Source organism: Quatrionicoccus australiensis (genome assembly GCF_020510425.1).
GTDB classification, from domain to species: domain Bacteria; phylum Pseudomonadota; class Gammaproteobacteria; order Burkholderiales; family Rhodocyclaceae; genus Azonexus; species Azonexus australiensis_A.
The window spans coordinates 2,282,197-2,308,187 of the sequence record NZ_JAHBAH010000001.1 but is presented as its reverse complement, the minus strand read 5'-3'; the positions used below and the strand labels follow the sequence as shown (position 1 = coordinate 2,308,187).

20 protein-coding genes are annotated in these 25,991 nt (G+C 58.4%); 4 read left to right on the top strand and 16 right to left on the bottom strand.

Going from position 1 to position 25,991, the window contains the following annotated elements; translation table 11 throughout:
• Positions 1-27: 27 nt before the first annotated feature.
• Together KIG99_RS11100 and KIG99_RS11095 are read right to left on the bottom strand one after the other, a co-directional pair.
• Entirely contained in the window at positions 28-783 is a 756-nt protein-coding gene (locus KIG99_RS11100) for an electron transfer flavoprotein subunit beta/FixA family protein (protein ID WP_226460224.1), read from the bottom strand.
• Positions 784-852: 69 nt separating this feature from the next.
• Complete coding sequence (locus KIG99_RS11095; protein WP_226460223.1) at positions 853-2,493, bottom strand: acyl-CoA synthetase; 1,641 nt, start codon at positions 2,491-2,493, stop codon at positions 853-855.
• Between the two features lie 158 nt (positions 2,494-2,651).
• Between KIG99_RS11095 and KIG99_RS11090 the strand changes: the two genes are divergently transcribed.
• Both KIG99_RS11090 and KIG99_RS11085 read left to right on the top strand, forming a co-directional pair.
• Positions 2,652-4,670: a PAS-domain containing protein gene (locus tag KIG99_RS11090; protein ID WP_226460222.1), complete on the top strand. Its 2,019-nt coding sequence runs from the start codon at positions 2,652-2,654 to the stop codon at positions 4,668-4,670.
• A complete protein-coding gene (locus KIG99_RS11085; RefSeq protein WP_226460221.1) occupies positions 4,667-5,422 on the top strand; it encodes a response regulator in 756 nt (251 codons plus the stop codon). The genes KIG99_RS11090 and KIG99_RS11085 overlap by 4 nt, the downstream gene beginning before the upstream one ends.
• Before the next feature lie 71 nt (positions 5,423-5,493).
• On the opposite strand, the gene fusA is transcribed toward KIG99_RS11085, so the two are convergent.
• The 6 genes from fusA to KIG99_RS11055 form a co-directional block, all read right to left on the bottom strand.
• Positions 5,494-7,545, bottom strand: coding sequence for an elongation factor G (fusA, locus tag KIG99_RS11080; protein WP_226460220.1), 2,052 nt, complete (start codon positions 7,543-7,545; stop codon positions 5,494-5,496).
• 38 nt (positions 7,546-7,583) lie between these two features.
• A complete protein-coding gene (locus KIG99_RS11075) occupies positions 7,584-7,886 on the bottom strand; it encodes a hypothetical protein (protein WP_226460219.1) in 303 nt (100 codons plus the stop codon).
• Positions 7,886-9,244 carry a bifunctional UDP-N-acetylglucosamine diphosphorylase/glucosamine-1-phosphate N-acetyltransferase GlmU gene (gene glmU / locus KIG99_RS11070; RefSeq protein ID WP_226460218.1) on the bottom strand — a complete coding sequence of 453 codons (1,359 nt, stop codon included), beginning with the start codon at positions 9,242-9,244 and terminating at the stop codon, positions 7,886-7,888. The genes KIG99_RS11075 and glmU overlap by 1 nt, the downstream gene beginning before the upstream one ends.
• Positions 9,245-9,286: 42 nt before the next feature.
• Entirely contained in the window at positions 9,287-10,021 is a 735-nt protein-coding gene (locus tag KIG99_RS11065; protein ID WP_226460217.1) for a YEATS-associated helix-containing protein, read from the bottom strand.
• A 110-nt stretch (positions 10,022-10,131) separates the two neighbouring features.
• Positions 10,132-11,598 (bottom strand): glutamate synthase subunit beta, encoded by a 1,467-nt coding sequence (locus KIG99_RS11060; protein WP_226460216.1) that lies wholly within the window; start codon positions 11,596-11,598, stop codon positions 10,132-10,134.
• A complete protein-coding gene (locus tag KIG99_RS11055) occupies positions 11,598-16,166 on the bottom strand; it encodes a glutamate synthase-related protein (protein WP_226461818.1) in 4,569 nt (1,522 codons plus the stop codon). Before KIG99_RS11055 ends, KIG99_RS11060 begins: the two co-directional genes overlap by 1 nt.
• Here KIG99_RS11055 and KIG99_RS20760 point away from each other — a divergent pair.
• A complete protein-coding gene (locus KIG99_RS20760) occupies positions 16,083-16,403 on the top strand; it encodes a hypothetical protein (protein ID WP_226461865.1) in 321 nt (106 codons plus the stop codon). The genes KIG99_RS11055 and KIG99_RS20760 overlap by 84 nt on opposite strands.
• A gap of 15 nt (positions 16,404-16,418) precedes the next feature.
• Here KIG99_RS20760 and aroB read toward each other — a convergent pair whose 3' ends face one another.
• The 7 genes from aroB to KIG99_RS11015 form a co-directional block, all read right to left on the bottom strand.
• Positions 16,419-17,501: a 3-dehydroquinate synthase gene (gene aroB, locus KIG99_RS11045; protein WP_226461817.1), complete on the bottom strand. Its 1,083-nt coding sequence runs from the start codon at positions 17,499-17,501 to the stop codon at positions 16,419-16,421.
• The gene (locus KIG99_RS11040) at positions 17,501-18,028 is read right to left on the bottom strand and encodes a shikimate kinase (protein ID WP_226460215.1); all 528 of its coding nucleotides are present in this window, start codon (positions 18,026-18,028) and stop codon (positions 17,501-17,503) included. The genes aroB and KIG99_RS11040 overlap by 1 nt, the downstream gene beginning before the upstream one ends.
• 76 nt (positions 18,029-18,104) lie before the next feature.
• Positions 18,105-20,282, bottom strand: a complete 2,178-nt coding sequence (pilQ, locus tag KIG99_RS11035; protein ID WP_226460214.1) for a type IV pilus secretin PilQ — start codon at positions 20,280-20,282, stop codon at positions 18,105-18,107.
• Positions 20,279-20,824 (bottom strand): pilus assembly protein PilP, encoded by a 546-nt coding sequence (locus KIG99_RS11030; protein WP_226460213.1) that lies wholly within the window; start codon positions 20,822-20,824, stop codon positions 20,279-20,281. The genes pilQ and KIG99_RS11030 overlap by 4 nt, the downstream gene beginning before the upstream one ends.
• A complete protein-coding gene (locus tag KIG99_RS11025) occupies positions 20,821-21,486 on the bottom strand; it encodes a type IV pilus inner membrane component PilO (RefSeq protein ID WP_226460212.1) in 666 nt (221 codons plus the stop codon). Before KIG99_RS11025 ends, KIG99_RS11030 begins: the two co-directional genes overlap by 4 nt.
• Entirely contained in the window at positions 21,483-22,052 is a 570-nt protein-coding gene (locus KIG99_RS11020; protein WP_226460211.1) for a PilN domain-containing protein, read from the bottom strand. Before KIG99_RS11020 ends, KIG99_RS11025 begins: the two co-directional genes overlap by 4 nt.
• Positions 22,049-23,134: a pilus assembly protein PilM gene (locus KIG99_RS11015; RefSeq protein ID WP_226460210.1), complete on the bottom strand. Its 1,086-nt coding sequence runs from the start codon at positions 23,132-23,134 to the stop codon at positions 22,049-22,051. The genes KIG99_RS11020 and KIG99_RS11015 overlap by 4 nt, the downstream gene beginning before the upstream one ends.
• Positions 23,135-23,361: 227 nt before the next feature.
• On the opposite strand from KIG99_RS11015, the gene KIG99_RS11010 reads away from it, so the two are divergent.
• On the top strand, positions 23,362-25,602 hold the full coding sequence (locus tag KIG99_RS11010) for a penicillin-binding protein 1A (protein WP_226460209.1): 2,241 nt from the start codon (positions 23,362-23,364) through the stop codon (positions 25,600-25,602).
• On the opposite strand, the gene cyaY is transcribed toward KIG99_RS11010, so the two are convergent.
• Positions 25,603-25,920, bottom strand: a complete 318-nt coding sequence (gene cyaY / locus KIG99_RS11005) for an iron donor protein CyaY (RefSeq protein ID WP_226460208.1) — start codon at positions 25,918-25,920, stop codon at positions 25,603-25,605.
• Positions 25,921-25,991: the final 71 nt, after the last annotated feature.

Here is a 25,991-nt window from a genome sequence, read left to right as displayed (position 1 = left end):
CCGCACGCGGGGCCCCTGCTTGGTAGCTCACGCGATTACCTTGGCTTCGTTCTTGAGTTTGTTCACCAGTTCGGCGACATCGGCGACCATCACGCCGGCGCTGCGCTTGGCCGGTTCGGCCACTTTCAGCGTGCTCAGGCGCGGGGCGACATCGACGCCGAGGTCGGCCGGCTTGACGGTGTCGAGCGACTTCTTCTTGGCTTTCATGATGTTGGGCAGGGTCGCGTAGCGCGGCTCGTTCAGGCGCAGATCGGTCGACACCACCGCAGGCAAGGAAATGGCCAGGGTTTCCAGGCCGCCGTCGATTTCACGGGTGACCGTGGCTTTGCCGTCGGCAATGACAACCTTCGAGGCAAAGGTGGCTTGCGGCCAGCCGGCGAGTGCGGCGAGCATCTGGCCGGTCTGATTGGCATCGTCGTCGATCGCCTGCTTGCCGCAGATGACCAGGCCCGGCGCTTCCTTGTCGCACAGTGCCTTCAACAGCTTGGCCACGGCCAGCGGCTGCAGGTCGACATCACCGCAATCGACCAGGATGCCGCGATCGGCACCGATCGCCATCGCCGTGCGCAGGGTTTCCTGGCAGGCGGCCACACCACACGACACCGCGATCACTTCCGTCGCAATGCCGGCTTCCTTCAGACGCACCGCTTCTTCAACCGCGATTTCGTCAAACGGGTTCATGCTCATCTTGACGTTGGCCAGGTCGACGCCTGAACCATCCGCCTTGACGCGGACCTTCACGTTGTAATCAACCACCCGCTTTACGGGGACGAGAATTTTCATGGGTATTCCTGTTCCGGACAAAAAAGCCCCCTGCCACTCGCCTATGTGGCGCGGCAGGGGGAAGACGGATTACTCGATGGCGAGCGCGGAGTTGGCGTGCTGGCGCAGGACGTATTTCTGGATCTTGCCGGTGGAGGTCTTCGGCAATTCGCCGAACACGACCTGCTTCGGCACCTTGAAACGGGCCAGATGCGCACGACAATGCTCGATGATCTCGGCCTCGGTGCAGACTGCACCGGCCTTCAATTCGAGGAAGGCTGCCGGGACTTCGCCCCACTTCTCGTCGGGCTTGGCGACAACCGCCGCAGCCACCACCGCCGGATGGCGATAGAGCACGTCTTCGACTTCCAGCGAGGAGATGTTCTCGCCACCGGAAATGATGATGTCTTTCGAGCGATCCTTGATCTTGACGTAGCCGTCGCTGTGCACCACGGCCAGGTCGCCAGTGTGGAACCAGCCGCCGGCAAAGGCTTCGGTCGTCGCCTTCTCGTTCTTCAGGTAACCCTTCATCACCAGGTTGCCGCGGAACATGATCTCGCCCATGGTTTCGCCATCCCATGGCACCGGCTCCATCGACACCGGGTCGAGCACGGCAATCGCTTCCTGCATGTGATAGCGCACGCCCTGACGGCCGTTGCGCGCCGCGCGCAGGTCGATCGGCAGCTTGTCCCATTCCGGATGCTTGGCACACACGGAAGCCGGACCATAGGTTTCGGTCAGGCCATAGACGTGGGTGATGTTGAAACCCATCTGCTCGCAGCCCTCGATGATGGCGGCGGGAGGCGCGGCACCGGCGATCAGGCCATTGACCTGGTGGGTGATGCCTTCCTTCAGTTCGGCCGGGGCGTTGATCATCATGCCGTACACGATCGGCGCGCCGCACATGTGGCTGACCTTGTGTTCCTTGATCAGACCGAAGATCAGGGCCGGATCGATCTTGCGCAGGCAGACGCTGGTGCCGGCATTGGCCGCCATGGTCCACGGGAAGCACCAGCCGTTGCAATGGAACATCGGCAAGGTCCACAGGTAAACCGCGTGTTGCGGCATGCCCCAGGAAATGATGTTCGACGCCGAATTCAGGTAGGCACCGCGATGGTGGTAAACGACCCCCTTCGGATTGCCGGTCGTGCCCGAGGTGTAGTTGAGCGCGATGGCGTCCCACTCGCTTGCCGGCAGTTGCCAGGCAAAGTCGGGCTCGCCTTCGTTCAGGAAAGCCTCGTAGTCCTTTTCACCCAGTGCTTCACCACCGGTGAACTCCGGATCGAGGGTATCGATGACCAGCGGCTTCGGACCTTCGAGCAGGGCCAGGGCCGGTTTGACGATGGCGGAGAATTCCGGATCGGTGATCAGCACCTTGGCTTCGCCATGGGTCAGCATGAAGGCGATGGCTTCGGCGTCGAGACGGGTGTTCAGGGTATTGAGCACGGCACCGGTCATCGGCACGCCAAAATGGCACTCGAACATCGGCGCCGAATTGGGCAGCATCACTGCCACGGTGTCACCCTTGCCGATACCGCGATTGGTCAGCGCCGAGGCAAGCTGGCGACAACGGTCGTAGGATTCCTTCCAGGTGTACTGACGCGCGCCCTGGATGACGGAAATACGCTTCGGATAAATGAAAGCCGAGCGTTCAAGAAAACTCAACGGGGAAAGCGGAACATAGTTGGCCTGATTCTGTTCCAGGCCAACTGCATACGGATTTGCAGCCACAACGATCTCCTCACGATGCTATTGAAAGTGCTGTTCTCTTTTTTGGGGCATCTTGTTTTTATGCAAGAATCGCAAAACACTCTTGCAAAACTATTGGTCGAATGTAACGAATCGTTACGTCGCGGAAGTCCGCTCCCGGCCTGCACTAGAATCGCTTGATGAATCTTTCTGCGCCACCTCCCGACACCGCACAACGTTACGAAATGCTGCAGGCCGGGCTCGACTTGCTTGACCAGGGCCTCACCGTGTTCGATGCCGGTCTGCGCCTGGTGGCGTGGAACGAACCCTTCCTGCGCCTGCTCGATTTCCCTGCCGCGATGGCTTACGTCGGTGCCCCCTTCGAGAGTTTCATCCGCTTCAACGCCGCGCGTGGCGAATACGGCCCGGGCGACAGCGAAAGTCAGATTACCGAACGGATTGCCGCCGCCGGCAGCTTTGCGGCGCATGTCACCGAACGCCAGCGCCCGAACGGTCGCGTTTTGCTGTTGCGCGGCGAGCCGCTCGCTGACAAGGGTTTCGTCACTTTGTACAGCGATGTCACCGAACAGCGCTACATCGAGAACCTGGCCGAATACCAGAATATCCAGCTCGAAGAACGCGTACGGCGCCGTACCGCCCAGCTCGAAAATGCCAACGCCAACCTGACCCGCGCCAACACCGAAAACACCCGCATCGCCGCCGCCCTGCGCCGCAGCGAGGAACGCCTGCGCCTGATCAACGACACCATTCCCATCCTGATCGGTTACGTCGACGCCAACGAGGTTTACCAGTACGCCAACAAGGGCTATTCCGACTGGTACGGCCACCCGGAAGGCGGCGTCACCGGCCGCGGGGTACGCGAAGTGATCGGCGAACAGGTCTATGGCCAAGTCCGCGACTCGGTACGCCGGGCGTTGGCCGGACAGCAGGTAACCTACGAATACCAGATGGACCGCCTGGGGCAGACGGTTTTTGCCCGCAGCACGCTGGTGCCGGAAGTCGGCCCGGAAAGCGAAACCCTCGGCTTCTTCGTCTTCTCGCACGAAATCACCGAGCAGAAGCGCATGCAGGCCGCCCTCGTCCAGGCCCAGAAAATGGAGGCTATCGGGCAGTTGACCGGTGGCCTGGCGCACGACTTCAACAACCTGCTCACCGTCATCATCGGCAATCTCGCCGCCCTGCAGGATCATCGCCCGGGCGACAGCGAAGTGAACGAATTCGTCGAACCGGCGCTGCAATCGGCCCGCCGCGGCGTTCAGCTGATCAAGCGCCTGCTCACCTTTTCGCGGCAACAGCCGCTGGAGCCGCAAGCCGTCGATATCGGCCAGCTGATCGTCAGCCTGGCCAAACTGGTGCGCCGTTCGCTGCCGGAGTCGATTGCCGTATCGACCGACCTGCCATCTGCCTTGCACGCCCTGGTCGACCCGGGACAACTGGAAAGCGCCCTGCTCAATTTCGCCCTCAATGCGCGCGACGCGATGCCGGCCGGCGGTCGCCTGCACATCGCGGCACGCCCGGTCGAGTTGTCGACCGATGCTGCTGCCTTTGACGTTCCGCCTGGCGCCTACGCCATGATCGAGGTGGTCGATAACGGCAGCGGCATGGATGCGGCGACCCTGGCTCGCGTCTTTGAACCCTTTTTCACGACCAAGCGCTTCGGACTGGGCAGCGGCCTGGGCCTGTCGATGGCTTATGGCTTTGCCAAGCAATCGGGCGGCGGCGTGCTGATCCAGAGCCAGCCCGGCCAGGGCACGACCGTGCTGATGGTGCTGCCGCTGACTGCGCCGGAACAGGACAGCGATGCGCCGCTCGACGATGCGCCGCTGTTGCTGGGCGGCGAACTGGTACTGCTGGTCGAGGATGAGCCGAATGTCCGCCGCGTCGTCCGGCAACAGCTGATCGATCTCGGCTACCCGGTGATCGAAGCCGAAAACGGCGCCCAGGCGCTGGAAATGATCGAACATATTCCCGACATCGCCATCATCGTCAGCGATATCATCATGCCCGGCGGCATCGATGGTCGCCAATTGGCCGAATGGGTCAGGCAACATCGCCACCCGATCAGGATCCTGCTGATGAGTGGCTATGCCGACGAAAACGACGATCAAGGCACCAGCGACCTGCCGCTGCTTGCCAAACCCTTTGTCCGGCAGGATCTGGCCCGCGCCCTGCAGCGCGTGAATCGAGGCAAAGCATGAAACCAGCGACCGATGCCGACTTGAGCAAACTGATCGCCATTGTCGAGGATGACCCGGATGTTGCCCGCATCATCGAACAGGTGCTCGGCGATTTTTCCTTCCGCACCGTCTGGTGCCGCAGTGCGGCCGATCTGCTGCGCCGCCTGCGCACTCTGACCCCCGACCTGTGCATCATCGACCTCGGCCTGCCCGATATGGACGGCCTCGAAGTGATGCAGCGCGTGCGCGCCCAGTCGGCGTGCGGCATCGTCATCCTGACCGGACGCGCCCATGTCAGCGACCGCGTCATGGGCCTTGAACTGGGCGCCGACGACTACGTGCTGAAACCCTTCGAGCCGCGCGAACTGGTCGCCCGCGTGCGCAGCATCCTGCGGCGCCGGGAAACCGGCCATGGCGCCGCCACGCCAGCCCGGGAAATTGCCGAATTCGGCAACTGGCGTTTCAACCTCGGCAATAACACGCTGCACGCCAGCAATGGCGAGGAGCTTCTGCTCAGCACCTCGGAAGCCGAACTGCTCAAGGTTTTTGTCAGCCATCCGAACCGCATCCTGCAACGCGAACAGTTGATGGGCACCCGCGATCTGGCACCGACCGACCGCAGCATCGATGTCCGCATTTCGCGCCTGCGCCGCAAGCTTGAACCCGACCCGCTCGGTCCGGCCTTCATCAAGACCGTCTATGGTGCCGGCTATCTCTTTCTCGCCACCGTCAAATGGCCGGCGGAAGAAAATACCGACACCGCTGCCGGCTGAACCGCGGCAAGGCTGGCGACACATGAAAAAAGGGGCTGATCAGCCCCTTTTTGATTCAGCAACGAAAGTGCTTACTCATCTTCATCATGCAACTGGAACTTGCTTGCCAGTTGCTGCTGCACGTTGGGCGGCACCGCCGAATAGCGGGCGAACTCGATGGTGTAGCTGCCCTGCCCGCCGGTCAGCGACTTCAGGCGCGACTGGTAGTCGTTGAGTTCGGCCAGCGGCACTTCGCCACTGATCGCGGCCATGCCATGCCCGCGACCGTCGGTACCGGTGATGTGACCGCGACGGCCGGCGAGATCGCCGGTCAGGTCGCCGATTGCCGTTTCCGGCACGACGATTTCGATATTGACGATGGGCTCGAGCACGATCGGCTTCGCGGCGCGGATCGCTTCGATGACCGCCTTGCGGCCGGCGGTGACAAAAGCCACCTCCTTGCCGTCAACGGCGTGCGTCTTGCCGTCGAAAACGGTCACTTTCAGGTCGTCGACCGTATAGCCGGCAACGACACCGCCTTCCAAGCCTTGCCGCACGCCCTTCTCGACCGCCGCCATGAAGACGCCGGGAATGACGCCGCCCTTGACCGCATCGACGAATTCAAAACCCTCGCCACGGCCTTTCGGCTCGATGCGCAGATGCACTTCACCGAACTGGCCGGCGCCGCCCGATTGCTTCTTGTGGCGATGGATGCCTTCGGCAGCACCGGTGATGGTTTCGCGATAAGGAATGCGCGGCGGCTTGGTATCGACTTCCAGCTTGAATTGCGCCGCCATCTTGTCGAGCTTGGCCTTGAGATGGATTTCGCCGAGACCGCGGATCACCGTTTCGTTGCTGGTCGGATGGCGTTCGACGATGAAGGTCGGATCTTCCATGGCCAGCTTGTTGAGAATGTCGAACAGACGCTGCTCGTCGCCCTTCTTCTTCGTCTCGACCGCCAGCCCGGCCATCGGCCTGGGGAACTCGAGCGGCACGAGGTGAATGAGATCTTCATCGTGCGAGTCGTGCAGCACGCTGTCGAAGTCGATTTCCTCGACCTTGGCAATGGCGCCGATGTCGCCAGCGACCAGTTCATCAACTTCGACACTGTCCTTGCCCTGCAACTGGTAGAGGTGGGCGACCTTGAACGGGCGCTTGCCGTCGCCGACAAAAAGCTGGGCATCCTTGCGAATCGTGCCTTGGTGCACGCGGAAGATGCCGATCTTGCCCATGTAGGGATCGGCCACCACCTTGAAAACATGCGCCAGCACATGTTTGCCGGCATCCGGCTCGGCCTGGAAAGGCTCGGTCCGGTCGCCCGGCTCGCCCTTGTAGAACGGCGGCGGGTTGCCTTCGGCCGGACTCGGTGCCAGGCTTGCCAGGACATGCAGGAGCTCCTTGATGCCGGCACCGGTCTTGGCAGAAACAAAGAGGATGGGAATCAGGTGACCGGCGCGCAGGGCCTTCTCGAACGGGGCATGCAATGCGGCAGCCGTCGGATCGGCACCGTCTTCCAGATACTGGGCGAGCAGATCTTCATCTTCTTCGACAATCTGGTCGATCAGCGCGCGGTGCGCGGCGGCAACCGACTCGAAATCGGCATCGCCGGCAGCGTGTTCGAGCACTTCGACGACCTCGGCCGCACCATGCGTCGGCAGGTCGAGCAACATGCACTGCTTGCCGAAACGTTCGCGAATGTCGGCGACCAGGCCGGGCAGGTCGAGATTATCGGCATCGATCTTGTTGATGACGATCATCCGGCACAGATTGCGTTCGGCTGCGTGACGCATCATGCGCTCGGTCATCAGCTCGACACCGCTCTGCGCATTGACCACGATCAGCGCCGTATCGACACCGGCCAGCGCAGCAACCGCCTGCCCGGCAAAGTCAGGGTAACCCGGTGTATCGATCAGATGGACGTGGCGATCTTCATGGCCAAAATTGACGATCGCCGAGTTCAGGGAGTGGCCGGCTTCCTTTTCCTGGACATCAAAATCGCAGACCGTGCTGCCACGCTCGATCGTGCCCTTGGCCTGGATGGCGCCGGTGGCAAAGAGCAATGCCTCGGCGAGGCTGGTCTTGCCGGCGGAGCCGTGACCAACCAGTGCAACGGAACGAATAGCCTCGGTGGTGTACTTGGACATCTTCTTCTCCCTGAGCTTATGAACGAATCTACAACAAGTTATTTCGCCCCCAGCGCCATGCGCTCGACAAAATAGGGGCCGGCACCGAAAAGCAGCGCCGCGGCGAGCAGGACCAGCAGCAGACCAGCCAGCAATTGCTTGCCCGGACGGGCGTATTCGGCATGCTGCCGGGCGAAGAGCAGCGGTCCGACGACCGGCAGGATCAGCGTCGGCAGCCAGACCCGCCAGCCGTATGAGAGCGAGGCGGGCAAGGTCTGGACATAGCCGACCAGCAACAAGGCCCCACCAACCGCCACCAGCAAGGCGGCAAGCATGACAAACAGCGTGAACCAGATATCCATTATTTTTTGACCTTCTGTGGCCGTACCCAGCCGCTGAGCGTGATCTGTTTGGCCCGCGATACGGTCAACGCATCCGGCGGGGCATTTTTGGTCAGGGTCGTACCGGCACCGAGCGTCGCACCGCGTCCAACCGTCACCGGCGCGACCAGTTGGGTATCGGAACCGATAAACACGTCATCTTCGATGATGGTCTTGAACTTGTTGGCGCCATCGTAGTTGCAGGTGATGGTGCCGGCCCCGACGTTCACGCGCTGACCGATCTCGGCATCACCGATATAGGCTAGGTGATTGGCCTTCGACTGGGCGCCGATGCGGCTCTTCTTGACCTCGACAAAGTTGCCGATATGCACCTCAGGCCCGAGTTCGGTACCAGGGCGCAGGCGGGCATACGGACCAAGCACGCCATCCGGGCCGATCACCGCGTCCTCGAAATGGCAAAAGGCGGCGATCCGCGTCCCGGCACCGACCTTGACGTTCTTCAGCACGCAGTAGGGACCGACTTCGACGGCATCTCCCAACTCAACCTGCCCTTCGAACACGCAACCGACATCAATGGCGACATCGCGACCATGCTTCAACTCGCCGCGCACGTCGATACGGGCCGGGTCGGCCAGGCGCACGCCGGCAACCAGCAGTTGGTCGGCAATATTGCGCTGATGCTGCCGTTCCAGTTCGGCCAGTTGCACCTTGCTGTTCACGCCAAGGACTTCCCACTCGCCCTCGGGCTGCGCTGTGCGTACGGGCAGGCCTTCGGCAACCGCCAGTGCAACGATATCGGTCAGGTAGTACTCGCCCTGGGCGTTGTCGTTTTTCAGACGCCCCAGCCAGTCGGCCAGGCGCGCCGTCGGCATCGCCATGATCCCGGTATTGACCTCGCGGATCGCCTTCTGCTCGGGTGTCGCATCCTTTTCCTCGACGATGCACTGAACGTTGCCGGCAGCATCGCGGACGATACGACCATAACCGACCGGATTGGCAAGGTCGACCGTAAGAATCGACAATCCATCCTTGGCTGCCTGCAACAGGCGCTTCAGGGTCGCAACACTGGTCAGCGGCACATCGCCGTAAAGCACCAGGGTCTGCGCGGCCGATCCCAATGCCGGCACGGCCTGGGCGACGGCATGGCCGGTACCCAATTGTTGTGCCTGCTCGGCCCAGGCGACATCGGGTGCTGCCAGCGTCGCCTTGACGATATCGCCGCCATGACCGTAGACGACGATCAGCTTTTCCGGCGCCAGGCAGCGTGCCGTATCGATGACATGCTGGGCGAGAGCCTTGCCGGCAATCGGGTGCAAGACCTTGGGGGAATTGGAATGCATGCGCTTGCCTTGGCCGGCAGCGAGGATGACGATATTCATGGATTTCTCTTCAGGTTGCGGCCGGCGCCTTGCCGGCGCGAATCAGCCGGCTTTCTTTTCGTCCTGACCGGTCAGGATTTCGCCGAGCAAGGCCTTGCCACGCCCGGAGACGCCCCAGTGCAGGACATTCTTGTCATTGATGCGGGTTTCGATGACGCCCATGGTTTTCATCACGGTCAGGCGCTGGCTGATGAAATCACGCGCCAGGCCGGTACGGTCGCAAAGGGCTGCCAGATTGCCGTAGACGAAACTTTCCTCGGCCAGGGCGCGCAGGATTTCGACGTCGTTGTAGGAAAGCACTTCCCGCGGCTCCGGGCGCTGATCATTGGCCACCGGAGTCTCTTCGCGGCTGGTCAGGACCATCTGCTCGGCCTGCTTCTGCTGTTTCAGATGACCGACTTCGCGTTTGACCGAATCGAGTTGTCCCATCAGGCGCTGCGCGACATTTTCCAGCAGACGGCGGGATGCGATCACGTAAATGAGGCAAAACCCGGCAAAGGTGAAGAAATCGACCGGCTTGGTACGTGCCCCTTCGAGCAAGGTACTGGCAATCATGTTCAGGAAGAGCGGTACGGTCAACGCCGCCACAATGCCCAAAACCGGATATTTGATCCAGTCGTGCCGGGAGGGCGCGGCCTGCCGGTCAGCGAGAAAGTAATTGGCTGCGCCGCCAAGCACACCGGCACAAACCATGATCAGCAGTATGAGCAGCATGTGCCCATCGAGCGCGCCGGTTGGCGAGGTGACCTGGAAAGCGGTTTGCAGTTCTGCCGACATATTGTTTCCCCCTGTAATACTGTTTATTTTCCCACGATCCGGCGCTTGGTGGAAAAAACAAAGGCCCTGCGGACTGTCGTCGGCAGGGCCTTTTTGCGCACGAGGGCGAATTAACGCGGCAGCGTCGTGCCACCCATCAGGAATGCATCGACTTCACGTGCAGCCTGACGGCCTTCGCGGATCGCCCAGACCACCAGCGACTGACCGCGGCGCACGTCACCGGCGGCAAAAACCTTGCCGACGTTGGTGGCGTAACAGCCGGCACCATCCGTCGTTGCCTTGGCGTTGCCGCGATTGTCCTTCTCGACGCCGAAAGCTTCGAGCAGGCCACCGACCGGGTTGGTAAAGCCCATCGCCAGGAAGGCGTTGTCGCACGGCAGCTCGAATTCCGAACCGGCGACTTCGCTCATCTTGCCGTCCTTCCAGTCCAGACGCACGGCCTTCAGGGCCTTGACGTTACCCTTGCCGTCATCGACGAAGCCCTTGGTCGCCACCGCGAAATCGCGGGTGCAGCCTTCGTCGTGCGAAGAGGAAGTACGCAGCTTGTACGGCCAGTACGGCCAGGTCAGCGCCTTGTTTTCCTGTTCCGGCGGCATCGGCATCAGTTCGAACTGGGTCACCGAGGCAGCACCATGGCGATTCGAGGTACCGACGCAGTCGGAACCGGTATCGCCGCCACCGATGACGATGACGTGCTTGCCCTTGACGTTGATCGGGTTGGCCTTGCCCTGCTGGACTTCCTTGTTCTGCGGAATCAGGAACTCGAGCGCGGCATGGATGCCCTTGAGTTCGCGGCCCGGCACCGGCAGGTCGCGCGGCACTTCGGAACCGGCGGCGAGAATCACCGCGTCGAACTCCTTGGTCAGCTGATCGGCTGAAACAAAGGCGGCAGCATCATTGTTGATACCCGCCGGCACATCCTTGTTGCCAACAACCACCTTGGTCTTGAAGGTCACGCCTTCGGCTTCCATCTGGGCGACACGGCGATCGATCACCGTCTTTTCCAGCTTGAAGTCAGGGATGCCGTAGCCGAGCAGGCCGCCGATGCGATCGCTCTTCTCGAACACCGTCACATCGTGACCGACGCGTGCCAGTTGCTGCGCTGCTGCCATACCGGCCGGGCCGGAACCGACGATGGCAATCTTCTTGCCAGTCTTCGCTTTCGGCGGCTGCGGCACGACCCAGCCCATTTCCCAACCCTTGTCGATGATGAAATGCTCAATCGACTTGATGCCCACCGGCGCTGCATTGATGCCCAGCGTACAGGCAGCTTCGCAGGGTGCCGGACAGATGCGGCCGGTGAAATCCGGGAAGTTGTTGGTCGAATGCAGCACGTCCAGGGCCTGCTTCCAGTTGCCGCGATAAACCAGATCATTCCAGTCGGGAATGATGTTGTTCACCGGGCAGCCGTTGTTGCAGAACGGGATGCCGCAATCCATGCAACGTGCGCCCTGGGTCTTGGCATCGTCGTCGTTCAGGGTATGAACGAATTCCTTGTAGTGCTTCAGGCGCTGTTCAACCGGATCGTAACCCTCGGACAGGCGCTCGAATTCCATAAAGCCAGTCGGCTTGCCCATTATGCGGCCTCCTTCTGTGCAGCGGCCTGCTCGGTGAGCGCCCGCTTGTACTCATGCGGATAAACTTTGACGAACTTCTCGCGGCTGACGTCCCAGTCGGCCAGGAGAGCCTTGGCGGTGGCACTGCCGGTGTATTCGGCGTGACGCGTGATCAGTTCCTTGAGCTGAACTTCGTCGGCGACGCCCTGATGCAGCGGCTCGCCAGCAGCCAGACGGCTGGCCGGCAGAACCTTTTCCAGGGCGACCTGGGCGAGGTTGGCACGCTGCTTGAAGCTGCCATCCTCGTCCAGCACGTAGGCGATACCGCCCGACATGCCGGCCGCAAAGTTACGACCGGTCATGCCAAGAACCACCACCGTACCGCCAGTCATGTATTCACACCCGTGGTCGCCAACACCTTCGACAACCGCCGTGCCGCCGGAGTTGCGCACGGCAAAACGTTCGCCGCCGACACCCGCAAAGAAGGCTTCACCGGTCGTCGCACCGTAAAGCACGGTGTTGCCGACGATGATGTTCTCCTGTGTATTGCCGCGGAAATCCGGGCTCGGCTTGATGATCAGACGACCACCGGAGAGACCCTTGCCAACGTAGTCGTTACCTTCGCCGGACAATTCCAGCGTCACGCCCTTGGCCAGGAAAGCACCGAAGGCCTGACCAGCGGTGCCGGTCAGCTTGACGTGGATGGTGTCGTCCGGCAGGCCATCGTTACCATAGCGCTTGGCAACTTCGCCCGAGAGCATGGTGCCGCAGGTGCGGTTGACGTTGATGATCGAGGTTTCGATCTGGACCTTCTGGCCCTTTTCCAGCGCCGGCTTGGCCTGCTCGATCAGCTTGTGGTCGAGTGCCTTGGCCAGACCGTGATCCTGCGTCTCGGTATGACGACGCGGCTCGCTGGCCGGAACGTTCGGCTGGTAGAAAATCTTCGAGAAGTCGAGACCCTTGGCCTTCCAGTGCTCGATGCCGGGACGGGTATCGAGCAGGTCAGCACGGCCGACCAGATCGTCAAAGTTGCGAATGCCCAGCTCGGCCATGATTTCGCGAACTTCTTCGGCAACGAAGAAGAAATAATTGACGACATGTTCCGGTTGACCGGTAAAGCGCTTGCGCAGCTCAGGATCCTGCGTCGCAACGCCGACCGGACAGGTGTTGAGGTGACACTTGCGCATCATGATGCAACCCTCGACGACCAGCGGTGCCGTGGCGAAGCCGAATTCGTCGGCGCCGAGCAGTGCACCGATGACGACGTCGCGACCGGTCTTGATCTGGCCATCGACCTGGACGCGGATACGCGAACGCAGGCGGTTCAGGACCAGAGTCTGCTGGGTTTCGGACAGGCCGAGTTCCCACGGCGTACCGGCATGCTTGATCGACGATTGCGGCGAAGCGCCCGTACCGCCGTCAAAGCCGGCGATCACCAGGTGATCGGCCTTGGCCTTGGAAACACCGGCAGCCACGGTGCCGACACCGACTTCGGAAACCAGCTTGACCGAGATCGAAGCGCGCGAATTGGCGTTCTTCAGATCGTGAATCAGTTGTGCCAAGTCTTCGATCGAGTAGATATCGTGGTGCGGCGGCGGCGAAATCAGACCGACGCCCGGTACCGAGTGACGCAGGAAGCCGATGTACTCGGAAACCTTGTGACCCGGCAACTGGCCGCCTTCACCCGGCTTGGCGCCTTGTGCCATCTTGATCTGGATCTGGTCGGCATTGACCAGGTATTCGGCGGTCACACCGAAGCGGCCGGAAGCAACCTGCTTGATGGCAGAACGCAGCGAATCGCCTTCCTTCATCTCGATGTCGCGCTCGATGCGGCTCTTGCCGATGATCTCGGAGAGCATCGTACCCGCCTTGACCGGCGCGAAACGCTTGGCATCCTCGCCACCTTCGCCGGTATTCGACTTGCCGCCGATGCGGTTCATCGCCAGGGCGAGCGTGGTGTGGGCCTCGGTCGAAATGGAACCGAGCGACATGGCGCCCGTTGCGAAACGCTTGACGATTTCCTTGGCCGATTCGACTTCTTCCAGCGGCACCGGCGCGCCTTGCGGCTTGAATTCAAACAGGCCGCGCAGGGTCAGGTGACGCTTGGTCTGATCGTTGATCAGCTTGGCGTATTCCTTGTAGGTCTCGTACTTGCCGGAGCGGGTCGAGTGTTGCAGCTTGGCGATCGAATCCGGTGTCCACATATGCTCTTCGCCACGCGTGCGGTAAGCGTACTCACCGCCGGCATCGAGCATGCTCGAGAGCACCGGGTCGGCCGAGAAAGCTTCGGTGTGCAGACGAATGGCTTCTTCGGCAACTTCGAACAGGCCGATACCTTCGACGTTGGACGGCGTGCCGGTGAAGTACTTCTCGATGAAGTCCTTCTGCAGGCCGATCGCTTCGAAAATCTGGGCACCGGTATAGGACATGTAGGTCGAGATGCCCATCTTGGACATGACCTTGTTCAGGCCCTTGCCGATTGCCTTGACGAAGTTCTTGACGTACTTCTCGGCCTTCTCGGCGTCGCCCTTGGCGAAACCTTCGATGGTTTCGAGCGCCAGGTAGGGGTGGACCGCTTCGGCACCATAGCCACCGAGCAGCGCGAAGTGATGGACCTCGCGTGCCGAACCGGTTTCGACGACGAGACCGGTGCTGGTGCGCATGCCCTTCTTGACGAGGTGCTGGTGAATCGCCGAGGTTGCCAGCAGCGCCGGGATGGCGACGTGATCGGCATCGAGCTTGCGGTCGGAGACGATCAGGATGTTGGCACCGGAACGTACTGCATCCTCGGCATCGGCCGCCAGGGAAGCGAGACGAGCCTCGACACCGGCCTTGCCCCAGCCCACCGGATAACAGATATCCAGTTCGAAGGACTTGAACTTGTCCGAGGTGTATTTGCCGATGTGACGCAGCTTCTCGATGTCGCCCTTGGTCAGTACCGGTTGCGAGACTTCGAGACGGATCGGCGGATTGATGTCGGCGGTATTCAGCAGGTTCGGCTTCGGACCAACGAAGGACACCAGCGACATGACCAGTTCTTCACGGATCGGATCGATCGGCGGGTTGGTCACCTGCGCAAACAACTGCTTGAAGTAGGTGTAAAGCGTCTTGTTCTTGGCAGACAGAACCGGCAATGCCGAATCGGTGCCCATCGAGCCGCTGGCCTCTTCACCGGTCTGAACCATCGGCTCCAGGATGACCTTGATGTCTTCCTGGGTGTAGCCGAAGGCCTGCTGGCGATCGAGCAGGGAAGCCGTGGCTTCGTCGCAGGTTTCGGCCGGCGCCGGAATTTCGTCGAGCTTGATGCGGATCTTTTCGATCCATTCGCGGTAAGGCTTGGCCTTGGCCAGCGAATCCTTGAGTTCCTTGTCGTCGATGATGCGGCCTTGTTCCATGTCGATCAGGAACATCTTGCCCGGCTGCAGGCGCCACTTCTTGACGATCTTCTTTTCCGGAATCGGCAGCACGCCGGATTCCGAAGCCATGACCACGAGGTCGTCGTCGGTGACCAGATAGCGGGCCGGACGCAGACCGTTACGGTCGAGCGTCGCGCCGATCTGGCGACCGTCGGTGAAGGCCACGGCGGCGGGGCCGTCCCACGGCTCCATCATGGCAGCATGGTATTCGTAGAAGGCGCGACGGTTTTCGTCCATCGTCGTGTGCTTTTCCCAGGCTTCCGGGATCATCAGCATGACGGCCTGGGCGAGCGAGTAACCGCCCCCCATGACGAGCAGCTCGAGCGCATTGTCGAAGGATGCCGAGTCGGACTGCCCCGGGTAATGCAGCGGCCAGACCTTCTTCAGGTCTTCACCGAGAATCGGCGAAGAAATCGCCTGTTCACGCGCCTTGAACCAGTTGACGTTGCCGCGTACGGTATTGATTTCACCGTTATGGGCGATGTAGCGGAACGGGTGCGCCAGATCCCAGGTCGGGAAGGTGTTGGTCGAGAAACGCTGGTGTACCAGCGCAAGGGCGGAAGTCGTGCGCTTGTCCTGCAGGTCGAGGTAGTACACACCAACCTGATCGGCGAGCAGCAGGCCCTTGTAGTTCACGGTACGCGCCGAGAAGGACGGCACGTAGAACTCCTGGCCGTGCTTGAGCTTCAGCGACTTGATGGCATTGGCAGCACGACGGCGGATGATATACAGCTTGCGCTCGAGGGCATCGGTCACGAAGACATCCGGACCGCGACCAACGAAGATCTGGCGAATCACCGGCTCCTTGGCGCGCACAGTCGGCGACATCGGCATTTCGGCATTGACCGGCACATCGCGCCAGCCGAGGACGACCTGGCCTTCAGCCTTGACCGAACGCTCGATTTCCTCGACACAGGCGTGGCGCGAAGCAGCCTCCTGCGGCAGGAAAACCATGCCGACACCGTATTCGCCAAGCGGCGGCAGGTTCACGCCCTGCTTGGCCATTTCTTCGCGATAAAACTGGTCGGGAATCTGGATCAGAATACCGGCACCGTCACCCTGCAACGGGTCGGCGCCCACGGCGCCACGGTGATCCAGATTCTTCAGGATCAACAAACCTTGTTCGACAATGCTATGACTTTTCTGGCCCTTAAAATGGGCTACAAAGCCCACACCACAAGCATCGTGCTCGTTCGCGGGGTCGTACAAACCCTGCTGCTCAGGTACTGCCGGTTCCATCACACGCATTCCTTAAATAACTTGGCCGGTGAACAAAGACCAATGATGAAAAAAGCCGCGCAGCATTATTTCTTGCGTCGGCCTGTACGAAAATTAGAGGCAACCATCAAATATACTGGTAAACCCCTGTCAATTCAAGATGCTGCAACGCACCAATACGGCCCAAAATAGCCGGGCCATCACTATTCAGGTGCATCTGGCGTCAATAGCGTCCGCCATCTGCGCCTCGCTTGCCTCGTCCGAAACAACTGCCCGACCGATATCCTTGAGCAACACCAGGCGCAACTTTCCATCCAGGACCTTCTTGTCGTGCCGCATCAACTCAAGATAACGCGCCGCACCAAGAGGTGCCCCCCGTACCGGCAAACCGGCCCGAACAAATATCGCCTCAACTCTTTGCATCGCTTCCCGCGACAACCAACCCAAATTGCAGGAAAGTTCAGCAGCAATTAGCGTGCCGGCCGCAACTGCTTCTCCGTGCAACCATTCGCCATAACCCAGGCCGGTTTCGATCGCATGTCCAAACGTATGCCCGAGATTAAGCAGAGCCCGCTCACCAGTTTCCCGCTCGTCAGCAGCAACCACTTCCGCCTTGTTGGTACAGGAACGGTGCACTGCATACACCAGAGCGGCTTTATCGCGCGCCAGAAGCTTGTCCAGATTATTTTCCAGCCAGACAAAAAATTCCGGATCACGAATCAAACCGTACTTGATCACCTCGGCCAAGCCTGCTTTCAACTCACGCTCCGGCAGGGTAGCCAGCGTCGAGATATCAGCCATCACCAATTTGGGCTGATAAAACGCCCCTATCATGTTCTTTCCCAGCGGATGATTGATTGCGGTCTTCCCTCCAACCGAGGAGTCGACCAGGGAAAGCAAGGTCGTCGGTACCTGGATAAAGGGCATGCCGCGCTGATAGCAGGCGGCGGCAAATCCACCCATGTCGCCGATCACACCACCACCGAGGGCAATCAATGTCGTGCTCCGCTCACAATGGGAGCCCAGCAAGGCATCAAAAATCAGATTCAGCGTTTCCCAAGTCTTGTATTGCTCGCCATCCGGCAAGATGACCGGGAGAACCGAAATTCCTGCTTTTTCCAGCGTTGACCGCAACAGATCAAGATACAACGGTGCCACGGTTGCATTGCTGACTACAACCACTTTTTTCTGCCGGATATGCGGCAAAAAAAGCTCGTGGCGGGACAACACGCCACTACCAATATGAATCGGGTAAGAACGATCACCCAGCGCCACCTGCAATGTCTGCATCATTTCTTGCATAAAAGACCAAACTCCCTCAGCAGATGCTGCACGATACCGGACGCGATCAGATGCGAGCCGTCCACCACCAAATGCGCCGTCTCGCGATAAAGCGGATCACGCAGGGCGTGCAACTCTTCCAGCCTGGCCAAAGGATCAGGCACTCGCAACAACGGACGATTCCTGTCATGCCGCGTCCGCTCGAAGAGCATGACCGGCGGGACATTCAGATAGACCACCCAGCCAGTGTCGTGTAACCGGCGACGGTTTTCGGGGTTCAGAACAACCCCCCCGCCCGTTGCCAGGACGATATTGTCATTGATCGAGAGCTCGGCAATGGTCTGCGCCTCTCTACGGCGAAAGCCATCCTCGCCCTCGATCTCGAAAATGGTGGGAATGGGCACGCCCGTTCGCTCGACTATCTCATGATCCGAGTCATAAAAGACCCGCCCGAGTCGTCGCGCCAACTGACGCCCAACAGTCGTCTTGCCAGCCCCCATCAAGCCGACCAGATAGATATTCGTACGATTATTCACCCGCCAATTTTATCCGAAGCCAGGTCGAAGCCGAAAAAAAAGCCGGCATCGCCGGCTTTTTTGCGCAGATAAGCACTTAATCGAAACGAACTTTTTCCGAGATGACGCGTGGCGTAATGAAAATCAACAACTCGCGGCGTTTGCCCACATCAGACTTATAGCGGAACAGCGCGCCGAGGTAGGGAATATCACCAAGCAACGGGACCTTCTCAACAGTGGACTGGTTGTTTGTGATGTACACGCCACCGACCACGACCGTGCCACCATTGTCCACTACGACATTGGTTTCCACAATTGAACTCTTGATAGGGGGATTACCCAGTACTGCATTCGTCCAGTCGGGATCTTCTTTCTTGATCAGCAACGCCATCTTCACAGTCCCCTCGGGCGTTATCTGCGGAGTTGCTTCCAGAGAAAGCTTTGCAGGCTTGAAGCTCACCGTCTGGGTCACTACGCCCCCACTATTTGTGGTCGTGACATAAGGAATTTCCGTACCATCCTCGATTTTCGCTTTCACATTGTTCGCTGTGATGACGCGGGGACTGGAAATAATCTTACCTATACCGTCAGCCTCAAGAGCCGCAATTTCCAAGTTAAGAATACGACTCAAAGCCGAGTTGAACAACGACAGTGCCACCGTCCCGCCCTTGGATGAGTAAGAAGGCAGATTCACCCCAATATTCGAGCTTTGCGTCAGAGTTGCGGGGGTGCTTGTTATGGTCGTAACCCCGCCGGTCGTAGTAGAACTACTTGTAGCAGGAGCATAACTTCCGCCCACCACATTCACGCCACCACCCAAATTTATAGACTTTGAGTTGATGAAATTAAGTTTCGCCCCCAACTGTTTGTTGAAATCATCAGTTGCTTCGACAACACGCGCCTCTATCAAAACCTGCCTCGCCCCAGTATCGATTGCCTTGATAAAATTACGAATCTCGTCAAGTTTCGAAGGAACGTCATTAACAAAAACAATATTCGACTGATCGTCTGCAATCACCGAACCGCGTTTGCTGAGCATTTTTAGCGCAGTGTTGTTATTCGTTCCAGTATTGACTGGCACCCCTGGCAAAGGTGACAAACCCGCCAACAACTTGGCGACGTTTACGGCCTTCTGGTAGCTGAGAATAAATTGTTCTGACTGAAGCGGCTCGAGGTCTCCAATCTGCTGCTTGGACTCAAACTCCAGTTTCTCGCGAGTCGATATCTCGTCACGCGGCGCAATCAGGATAATGTTTCCCTTCTTGCGCATATCCAAACCTTTTTGCTGAAAGATGATGTCAATCACCTGATCAGCAGGAACATCCTTAAGAACCAACGTCGTTGTGCCAGTGACAGTCTCGCTAATGACAGCATTCAAATTCAACTCTTCTGCCATCAGACGCAACAAGGCCCTTACATCGCCATTCTGATAATTTATGCTTACGCGCGGCCCCTGATAGCCGACTTTGCTACTTTGAACCAGTTTATTGGGATCTTCTATGATTTTTTTGACTTCAACAATAAATTGACTATCGCTCTGGTAAGCATTGTGCTCCCACAACCCCTTGGGGAAAATGGTCATGCGAACATTGTCACCGATGGCCTTTGTTTCAACCGAACTAACCGGCGTCGCGAAATCATTGACATCCAGTTTGCGACGCAAGTGATCAGGAACGCTTGTCTTGACGAAATCAACGATCAGATTCGAACCCTGCTGACGAATGTCAATGCCGGTCCCGGCATCACTCAGGTCAACAACTATCCGGCCTTCGCCATCCTTGCCGCGCCGAAACACCACATCGCGTACAGCATGCTTTTGACCAACAGCACTTTCCTCGGCAAAGCGAGTCACCTTCTCCGCAGCAGAACCACCAAGACGCGCAATCGGGGCAAGGACAACATACAGAGATTTGCCATCCAGACGCGTGCTGTAATTCATGGCACGGACAAGATTCAGGACAAGCCGCGTCCGCCCCCCGGCCTGAACAACATTCAAACTATGCAAATCACCAGTATTAACGACCTGAGTGGTCTTACCCAAGCCATTGACCGTTCCGGGAAAGTCAAACGCAACCTTCGCCGGATTGGCAACACTAAACCCGGCTGGCGGCAAGCTCAGCGCATCTTTCAAATCAATTTTTACAGCGATCTCCGTGCCCTGCTGGGCCACATTGATAGCATCAATCGAATTTTCTGCTGTCTGCGCTTGGACAGACGAAAAAAAGGCAAGGCAGGTCGCTGCTACGGCAACCGAGACATAGTTAACCAATTTCATTTTTTGCTTCCCTCCTTGCTCTGCAGGAACAACGAACTCTTTCGCTCGCTCCAGTCACCAGCAGAATCCTGAATCAACTCACGCAATTCGACGTCCTTGTCGGTAATTTTCGTAACCATCCCGAAATCCAGGCCAATGTAATCCCCCACCTTGACCTGCTTTACCTTGTCCTCAACCTGAATGACTGCAAGCGGCTGCTTGTTAACATTCAAATAGCCAATCATTTTCAGTGATTCAACGGGATATTTTTCAAGCAGACTATTGCGCAACTCCCTGGCTTCAAAGTCAGGCTGGAATGCACCTCCCTTGCCACCACCTTGCCGAGATTTCGACTCAGGCTCGATCTTGCTAGGCTTGAACGGATCCAGCAGCGCTTCAACATCGTAAGGAACAGGCTGATAAGGAAGCACTTCAGGCAATTTCGGGATATTCCCCCGCATATCCTTGGCGCTTTCTTCCATCCATTGCTTCAGGTCTTCGTGATCGCCACCCGAGCAAGCCGCCAAGGCTCCACACATGGCGATGAGAAACAGTCGTTTCACTTCGCGGCTCCTTTAGCAGGTTTCTTCTGCCTGGCTATTTCCTCTTCATCCAGATAGCGGAAGGTCTTGGTGGTTGCGTCAAGCGTCAACCCCCCGCCATCCTTGATTGGAGCAATGGAAATATTGTTCAGGGTAACGATGCGCGGCAACTTGGCAATGTCGGCAGCAAAAGCGCCCAGGTCATGATATGCCCCGTTGATCTTTACCGAGATCGGCAGCTCAGCATAGAAATCCTTCACGATCTCAGCCCCCGGACGGAAAAGTTCGAACTGCAGCCCTCGTCCCAAGCCAGCCTGGTTGACTTCAATCAGCAATGCCTCAACTTCAGATTTGTCAGGCAATTGCTTGAGCAGGGCACCAAACGAACGGTCAATCTCTGCCAGTTGCTGGGTATACAAATCCAGATTAATCGCCTGCCGCTTTTTTTCGAGATACTGCTGGCGCAGAGACTCTTCTTCGTGCTGCTTGGCTTCGAGTTCAGCCAACTGATCACTCCAGAAGAACCACCAACCACCGAGTAGCAGAAGCAACAGCATGCCGACAAGAACCGTGATTTTCGGAACCAGAGGCCAAGCCCCCGGATCATTCGGATTCATGTAACGGAAATCGTCAGCAATTGCCTGGAAATCGATATTGGGAAGACTTACGGATTTGGCGCTCATTTGCTCACCTTCACATCATCCGCTTTGGCTCGCGTCAAGACCACATTCATCGCAAACTCGTTGCTGCGGCGGCCATTAAGAACAATTGCCTTGACCTCAACCAGTTGCGGAGACTCCAACCAGGGCGAAGACTCCAAATTTCGCATCAATGCAGAAACTCGAGCATTCGACTGAGCATAACCGGTGATATTTACGCTAAGACCATCCTGCTTCAAAGACTTCAAGTAGATACCCTCCGGCACCTGCTTGACCATTTCACTCAGCAAATAGACGGTTTCACCTCGGTCGCGCTGCAGATCCTCAATCACTTGCTTACGCGCCAGAAGGGCCTGCGTCTGCTCCTTCAAGCGCTTGATCTGATCCAGTTGTTTGTCAAGAACGGCAATTTCCTTTTTCAGAAAATCGTTGGCGCCTTCCTGCGCACCAATGTAACCGGCGATTGACGTATAAACGGCAAAAACGATAAGCACCCCAAGCACGGCAACCAAGCCTGACAAGACAAAAAACTGCTGCCGTCTCTCTTTTTTTGCCTCTTCACGATGAGGCAGGAGGTTAATGCGAATCATGATGGATCAAACCTCCGCAGAGCCAGACCACACGCCACCATCAATGAAGAGGCATCAGCCAGCAGGCTCTTCGCCCGCACACGGTCAGAAAGCACCATGTTGGCAAAAGGATTGGCAATCAATGTATTCACCTGCGTACGCGTTGCCACAACTTCATCAATTCCGGGGATAACGGCACATCCGCCAGCCAGAATCAGATGGTCGACCTGATTGTACTGAGTCGAGGTAAAGAAGAACTGGAGTGCTCGCGACACCTCAAGGGCCAGATTCTCCATGAACGGGTTGAGCAACTCAGCCTCATAACCTTCGGGCAAATTGCCACTGCGCTTTGCGGCTTCGGCGTCTTCGTAGTTCATGCCGTAATGCCGCGCAATATCCTGAGTCAGCTGACCACCACCAAAAGCCTGCTCGCGCGCATAAACCTGCTGCCCGTTGCGCAAGACCGTCAGATTCATGACATGCGCACCCGCATCGATCAAGGCAATGATCTGATTCTTGCCGCCGTCAGGCAGCTGACGCTCAATCAATTCGAAAGCAGCCAGAGAGGCAAGCGACTCGACATCGACAACCACTGCCTTCAAGCCGGCTGCATCGGCGACCGCAACACGATCTTCAACGCGCTCTTTTTTTGACGCAGCGATCAATACCTCGATCTCATCAGGCACAGAAGGCGCGGGCCCCAAAACCTGATAATCAAGATTGACTTCTTCAATCGAAAAAGGAATGTATTGATTAGCTTCTGACTCGACTTGAACCTCGAGTTCTTCATCCCGCAAACCCGCCGGAACAATGATTTTTTTGGTAATGACAGCCGACCCAGGCAAAGCCATTGCCACGTTGCGCGTGGAAGTCCCCAAACGCTTCCAGGCGCGCTTTACACAATCGACCACACCATCCAAGTTGGCAATATTGCCATCGGAAACCGCATCCTTCGGCAACACCTCTATGGTGTAGCGCTCGACACGGTAGCCATCCTTCCCATTGGCGGTCAATTCGACCATCTTGACAGCGGACGAACTGATGTCCAGCCCGAGCAAGGAACGCGCCTTGGGATTTAATAAAGCAGAGATATCGAAGCGCACCAGACCCCCAAAAAGTCCTTACAGAATGCGAAGTTAGCTAAACAACCAATAATCCACTTGAAATCCTAGCAACAAGCCCCCGGCATGTAAAGCACTTTCGCAGAGGCATCCAGCGACAGCGTATAATCGAAACAACTCAAACCCGAGCGAATAACGCCTTGCCTTCCTTGCCCTTGCCGATCCGCATCCTTCTTTATCCGTTTCTCATAATCGCCGGTTTGATTGCCATGGGAATTGCCATCGGATTGATCATATTGGTGCTCGCCTACCCCAATCTCCCATCACTGGAAGTCCTCACTGACTATCGTCCGAAAATTCCGCTGCGCATCTTCACGGCGGATGGTTTCCTGATCGGCGAATTTGGTGAGGAACGACGGGCGGTGGTCAACATACACGATGTCCCGGATGTCATGAAGCAGGCGATTCTGGCGGCAGAAGACGATCGCTTCTACAAACACGGCGGAATCGACTATCTGGGAATCATGCGCGCGGCCGGGGCAAACCTGCTGGGCGGAGGCAAGCGTCAGGGCGCATCGACGATCACCCAGCAGGTTGCGCGAAACTTTTTCCTGACCGGTGAAAAAACTTACACCCGCAAGCTTTACGAGGCACTGCTCTCCTTCAAGATTGAAAACAATCTCTCCAAGGACCAGATTTTCGAGCTCTACATCAACCAGATATTCCTTGGCCAACGTGCCTATGGCTTTGCTGCCGCTGCACAAATCTATTTCGGCAAGCCCCTGAAAGACATTTCGATTGCCGAAGCCGCGATGCTGGCCGGCCTGCCGAAAGCTCCTTCCGCCTATAACCCGATCGTCAATCCCAAACGGGCCAGACTGCGCCAGCAATATGTCCTGCGCCGGATGCATGAACTGGGATTCATCACGGATACCCAGCAGGAGAGCGCACTAAAGGAGCCCCTGATCGTCAAACGGGAACTCGGCGACTATGCGGTCCACGCCGAATTCGCTGCCGAAATGGCCCGCCAGATCGCCGCCGAACGCTTCCCCGAGGACGTCTATTCACGCGGCATGCGCATCTACACCACCCTGATCAAGGCCGAACAGGAAGCGGCTTACACCAGCCTGCGCAAGGGCGTCATGGATTACGACCGGCGCCATGGTTACCGCGGGGCAGAATCCTATCTCGACATGCAGGACATGAAGTCGGATCAGGATGAAGCGATTGACGAAGCCCTGCAGGACATTGCCGACGCCGGCGACCTGATCCCGGCCCTGGTTCTCGCCGCCGACGCCAAACAGATTCGCGTCTATCGCAAAGGGGGTGAAAGCATCACGCTGACCGGCGATGCGATGAAATTTGCGACCAAAATGCTTGACGACAAGGCTCCGCCCAACAAGCGCATCAAACGTGGCGCCATCATTCGTGTGCAGAAGGACGATAAAGGTAGCTGGCAAATCGCCCAGTTGCCGGAGGTCGAGTCGGCATTCGTGGCGGTCGACCCAAGGGACGGGGCCATTCGCGCCCTGGTTGGCGGCTTCGATTTCAACCGCAACAAGTTCAACCACGTCACACAGGCGTGGCGCCAGCCGGGTTCCAGCTTCAAACCCTTCATCTATTCGGCCTCGCTGGAAAAGGGGTTCAGCCCGAACAGCGTGATCGCCGACGAGCCGATCGTCATTCCGGCCAGCCAGACTGGCGCACAGGCCTGGGAACCGCACAACTACGACGGCAAATACGAAGGGCCGATGAAAATGCGCACGGCGCTGGCCAAGTCGAAAAACATGGTCTCGATCCGCATCCTGCAGTCGATCGGCACGCACTACGCCCAGGACTACGCCGGACGTTTCGGCTTTGATCCGGAGAAGCATCCGCCCTACCTGACCATGGCGCTAGGTGCCGGCTCGGTGACGCCATGGCAGATGGTGACGGCTTACTCGGTATTCGCCAACGGCGGCTTCAAGATCAATCCCTTTGTCGTACGCGAGATTCGCGACGAGAAAAATCAGGTACTCGCCCGTTCAGCCGAAGTTGAAGCCGGCGACGAATCGATCCGCGCCATAGACCCGCGCAATGCCTTCATGATGGATGCCATGCTGCGTGACGTCACCATCTACGGCACGGCCGCGCGGGCATCCGTTACGCTGAAACGGCAGGATCTCGCCGGCAAGACCGGCACCACCAATGAATACATTGACGCCTGGTTCTGCGGCTATCAAATGACGGTTGCCGGCTGCGCCTGGATAGGCTTCGACCAGCCCAGAAAACTCGGCGACAAGGAAACCGGCGGTGCCGCCGCGCTTCCGATCTGGGTCGGCTACATGAACCGGGCGCTCAAGGATGTTCCCATCCAGACGCCACAGGCGCCGGAAGGCATCGTCAGCTACGGCGAGGGACGCGAGCGCAGTTACATCTACGCTGAAAATGCAGCCAAGGAACGCCCGGCCGAAGAAGCCGAGGCAACCCCCTTGCCCAAGCCGGAGCTCGACAAGCCGCCGAGCGACTGATCAGTTGAAACGAATGCTCTCACCTGCTTGCTGAGTGGCGAGAGCTGACAGCTTTTCCATCAGTTCGGTGCCATCTCGCGTATCGCGCCAGGCGGCGCCGTCCCAGCGAAAATGGAAACCGCCGGCACGGGCCGCGACCCAGATTTCCTTTGCCACACCATGCCGATTGACAATGATCTTGCTGCCATCGGCAAACTCGATTTCGAGCACGCCGCCGGCTGCAAGTTCACAATCGACATCTGCACCGCTGGCCTCAAGTGCTGCATCTATCGCGGTCAACGCAAGGTCGGCCAGCGCGTTAAATTCCTTGTCTTCCATCGTATGCTACCATCCCGCTCTTTGCTGACCGGTTCGTCACCAATGTCCAGAGTTGTCACCGTTTTGCTGAC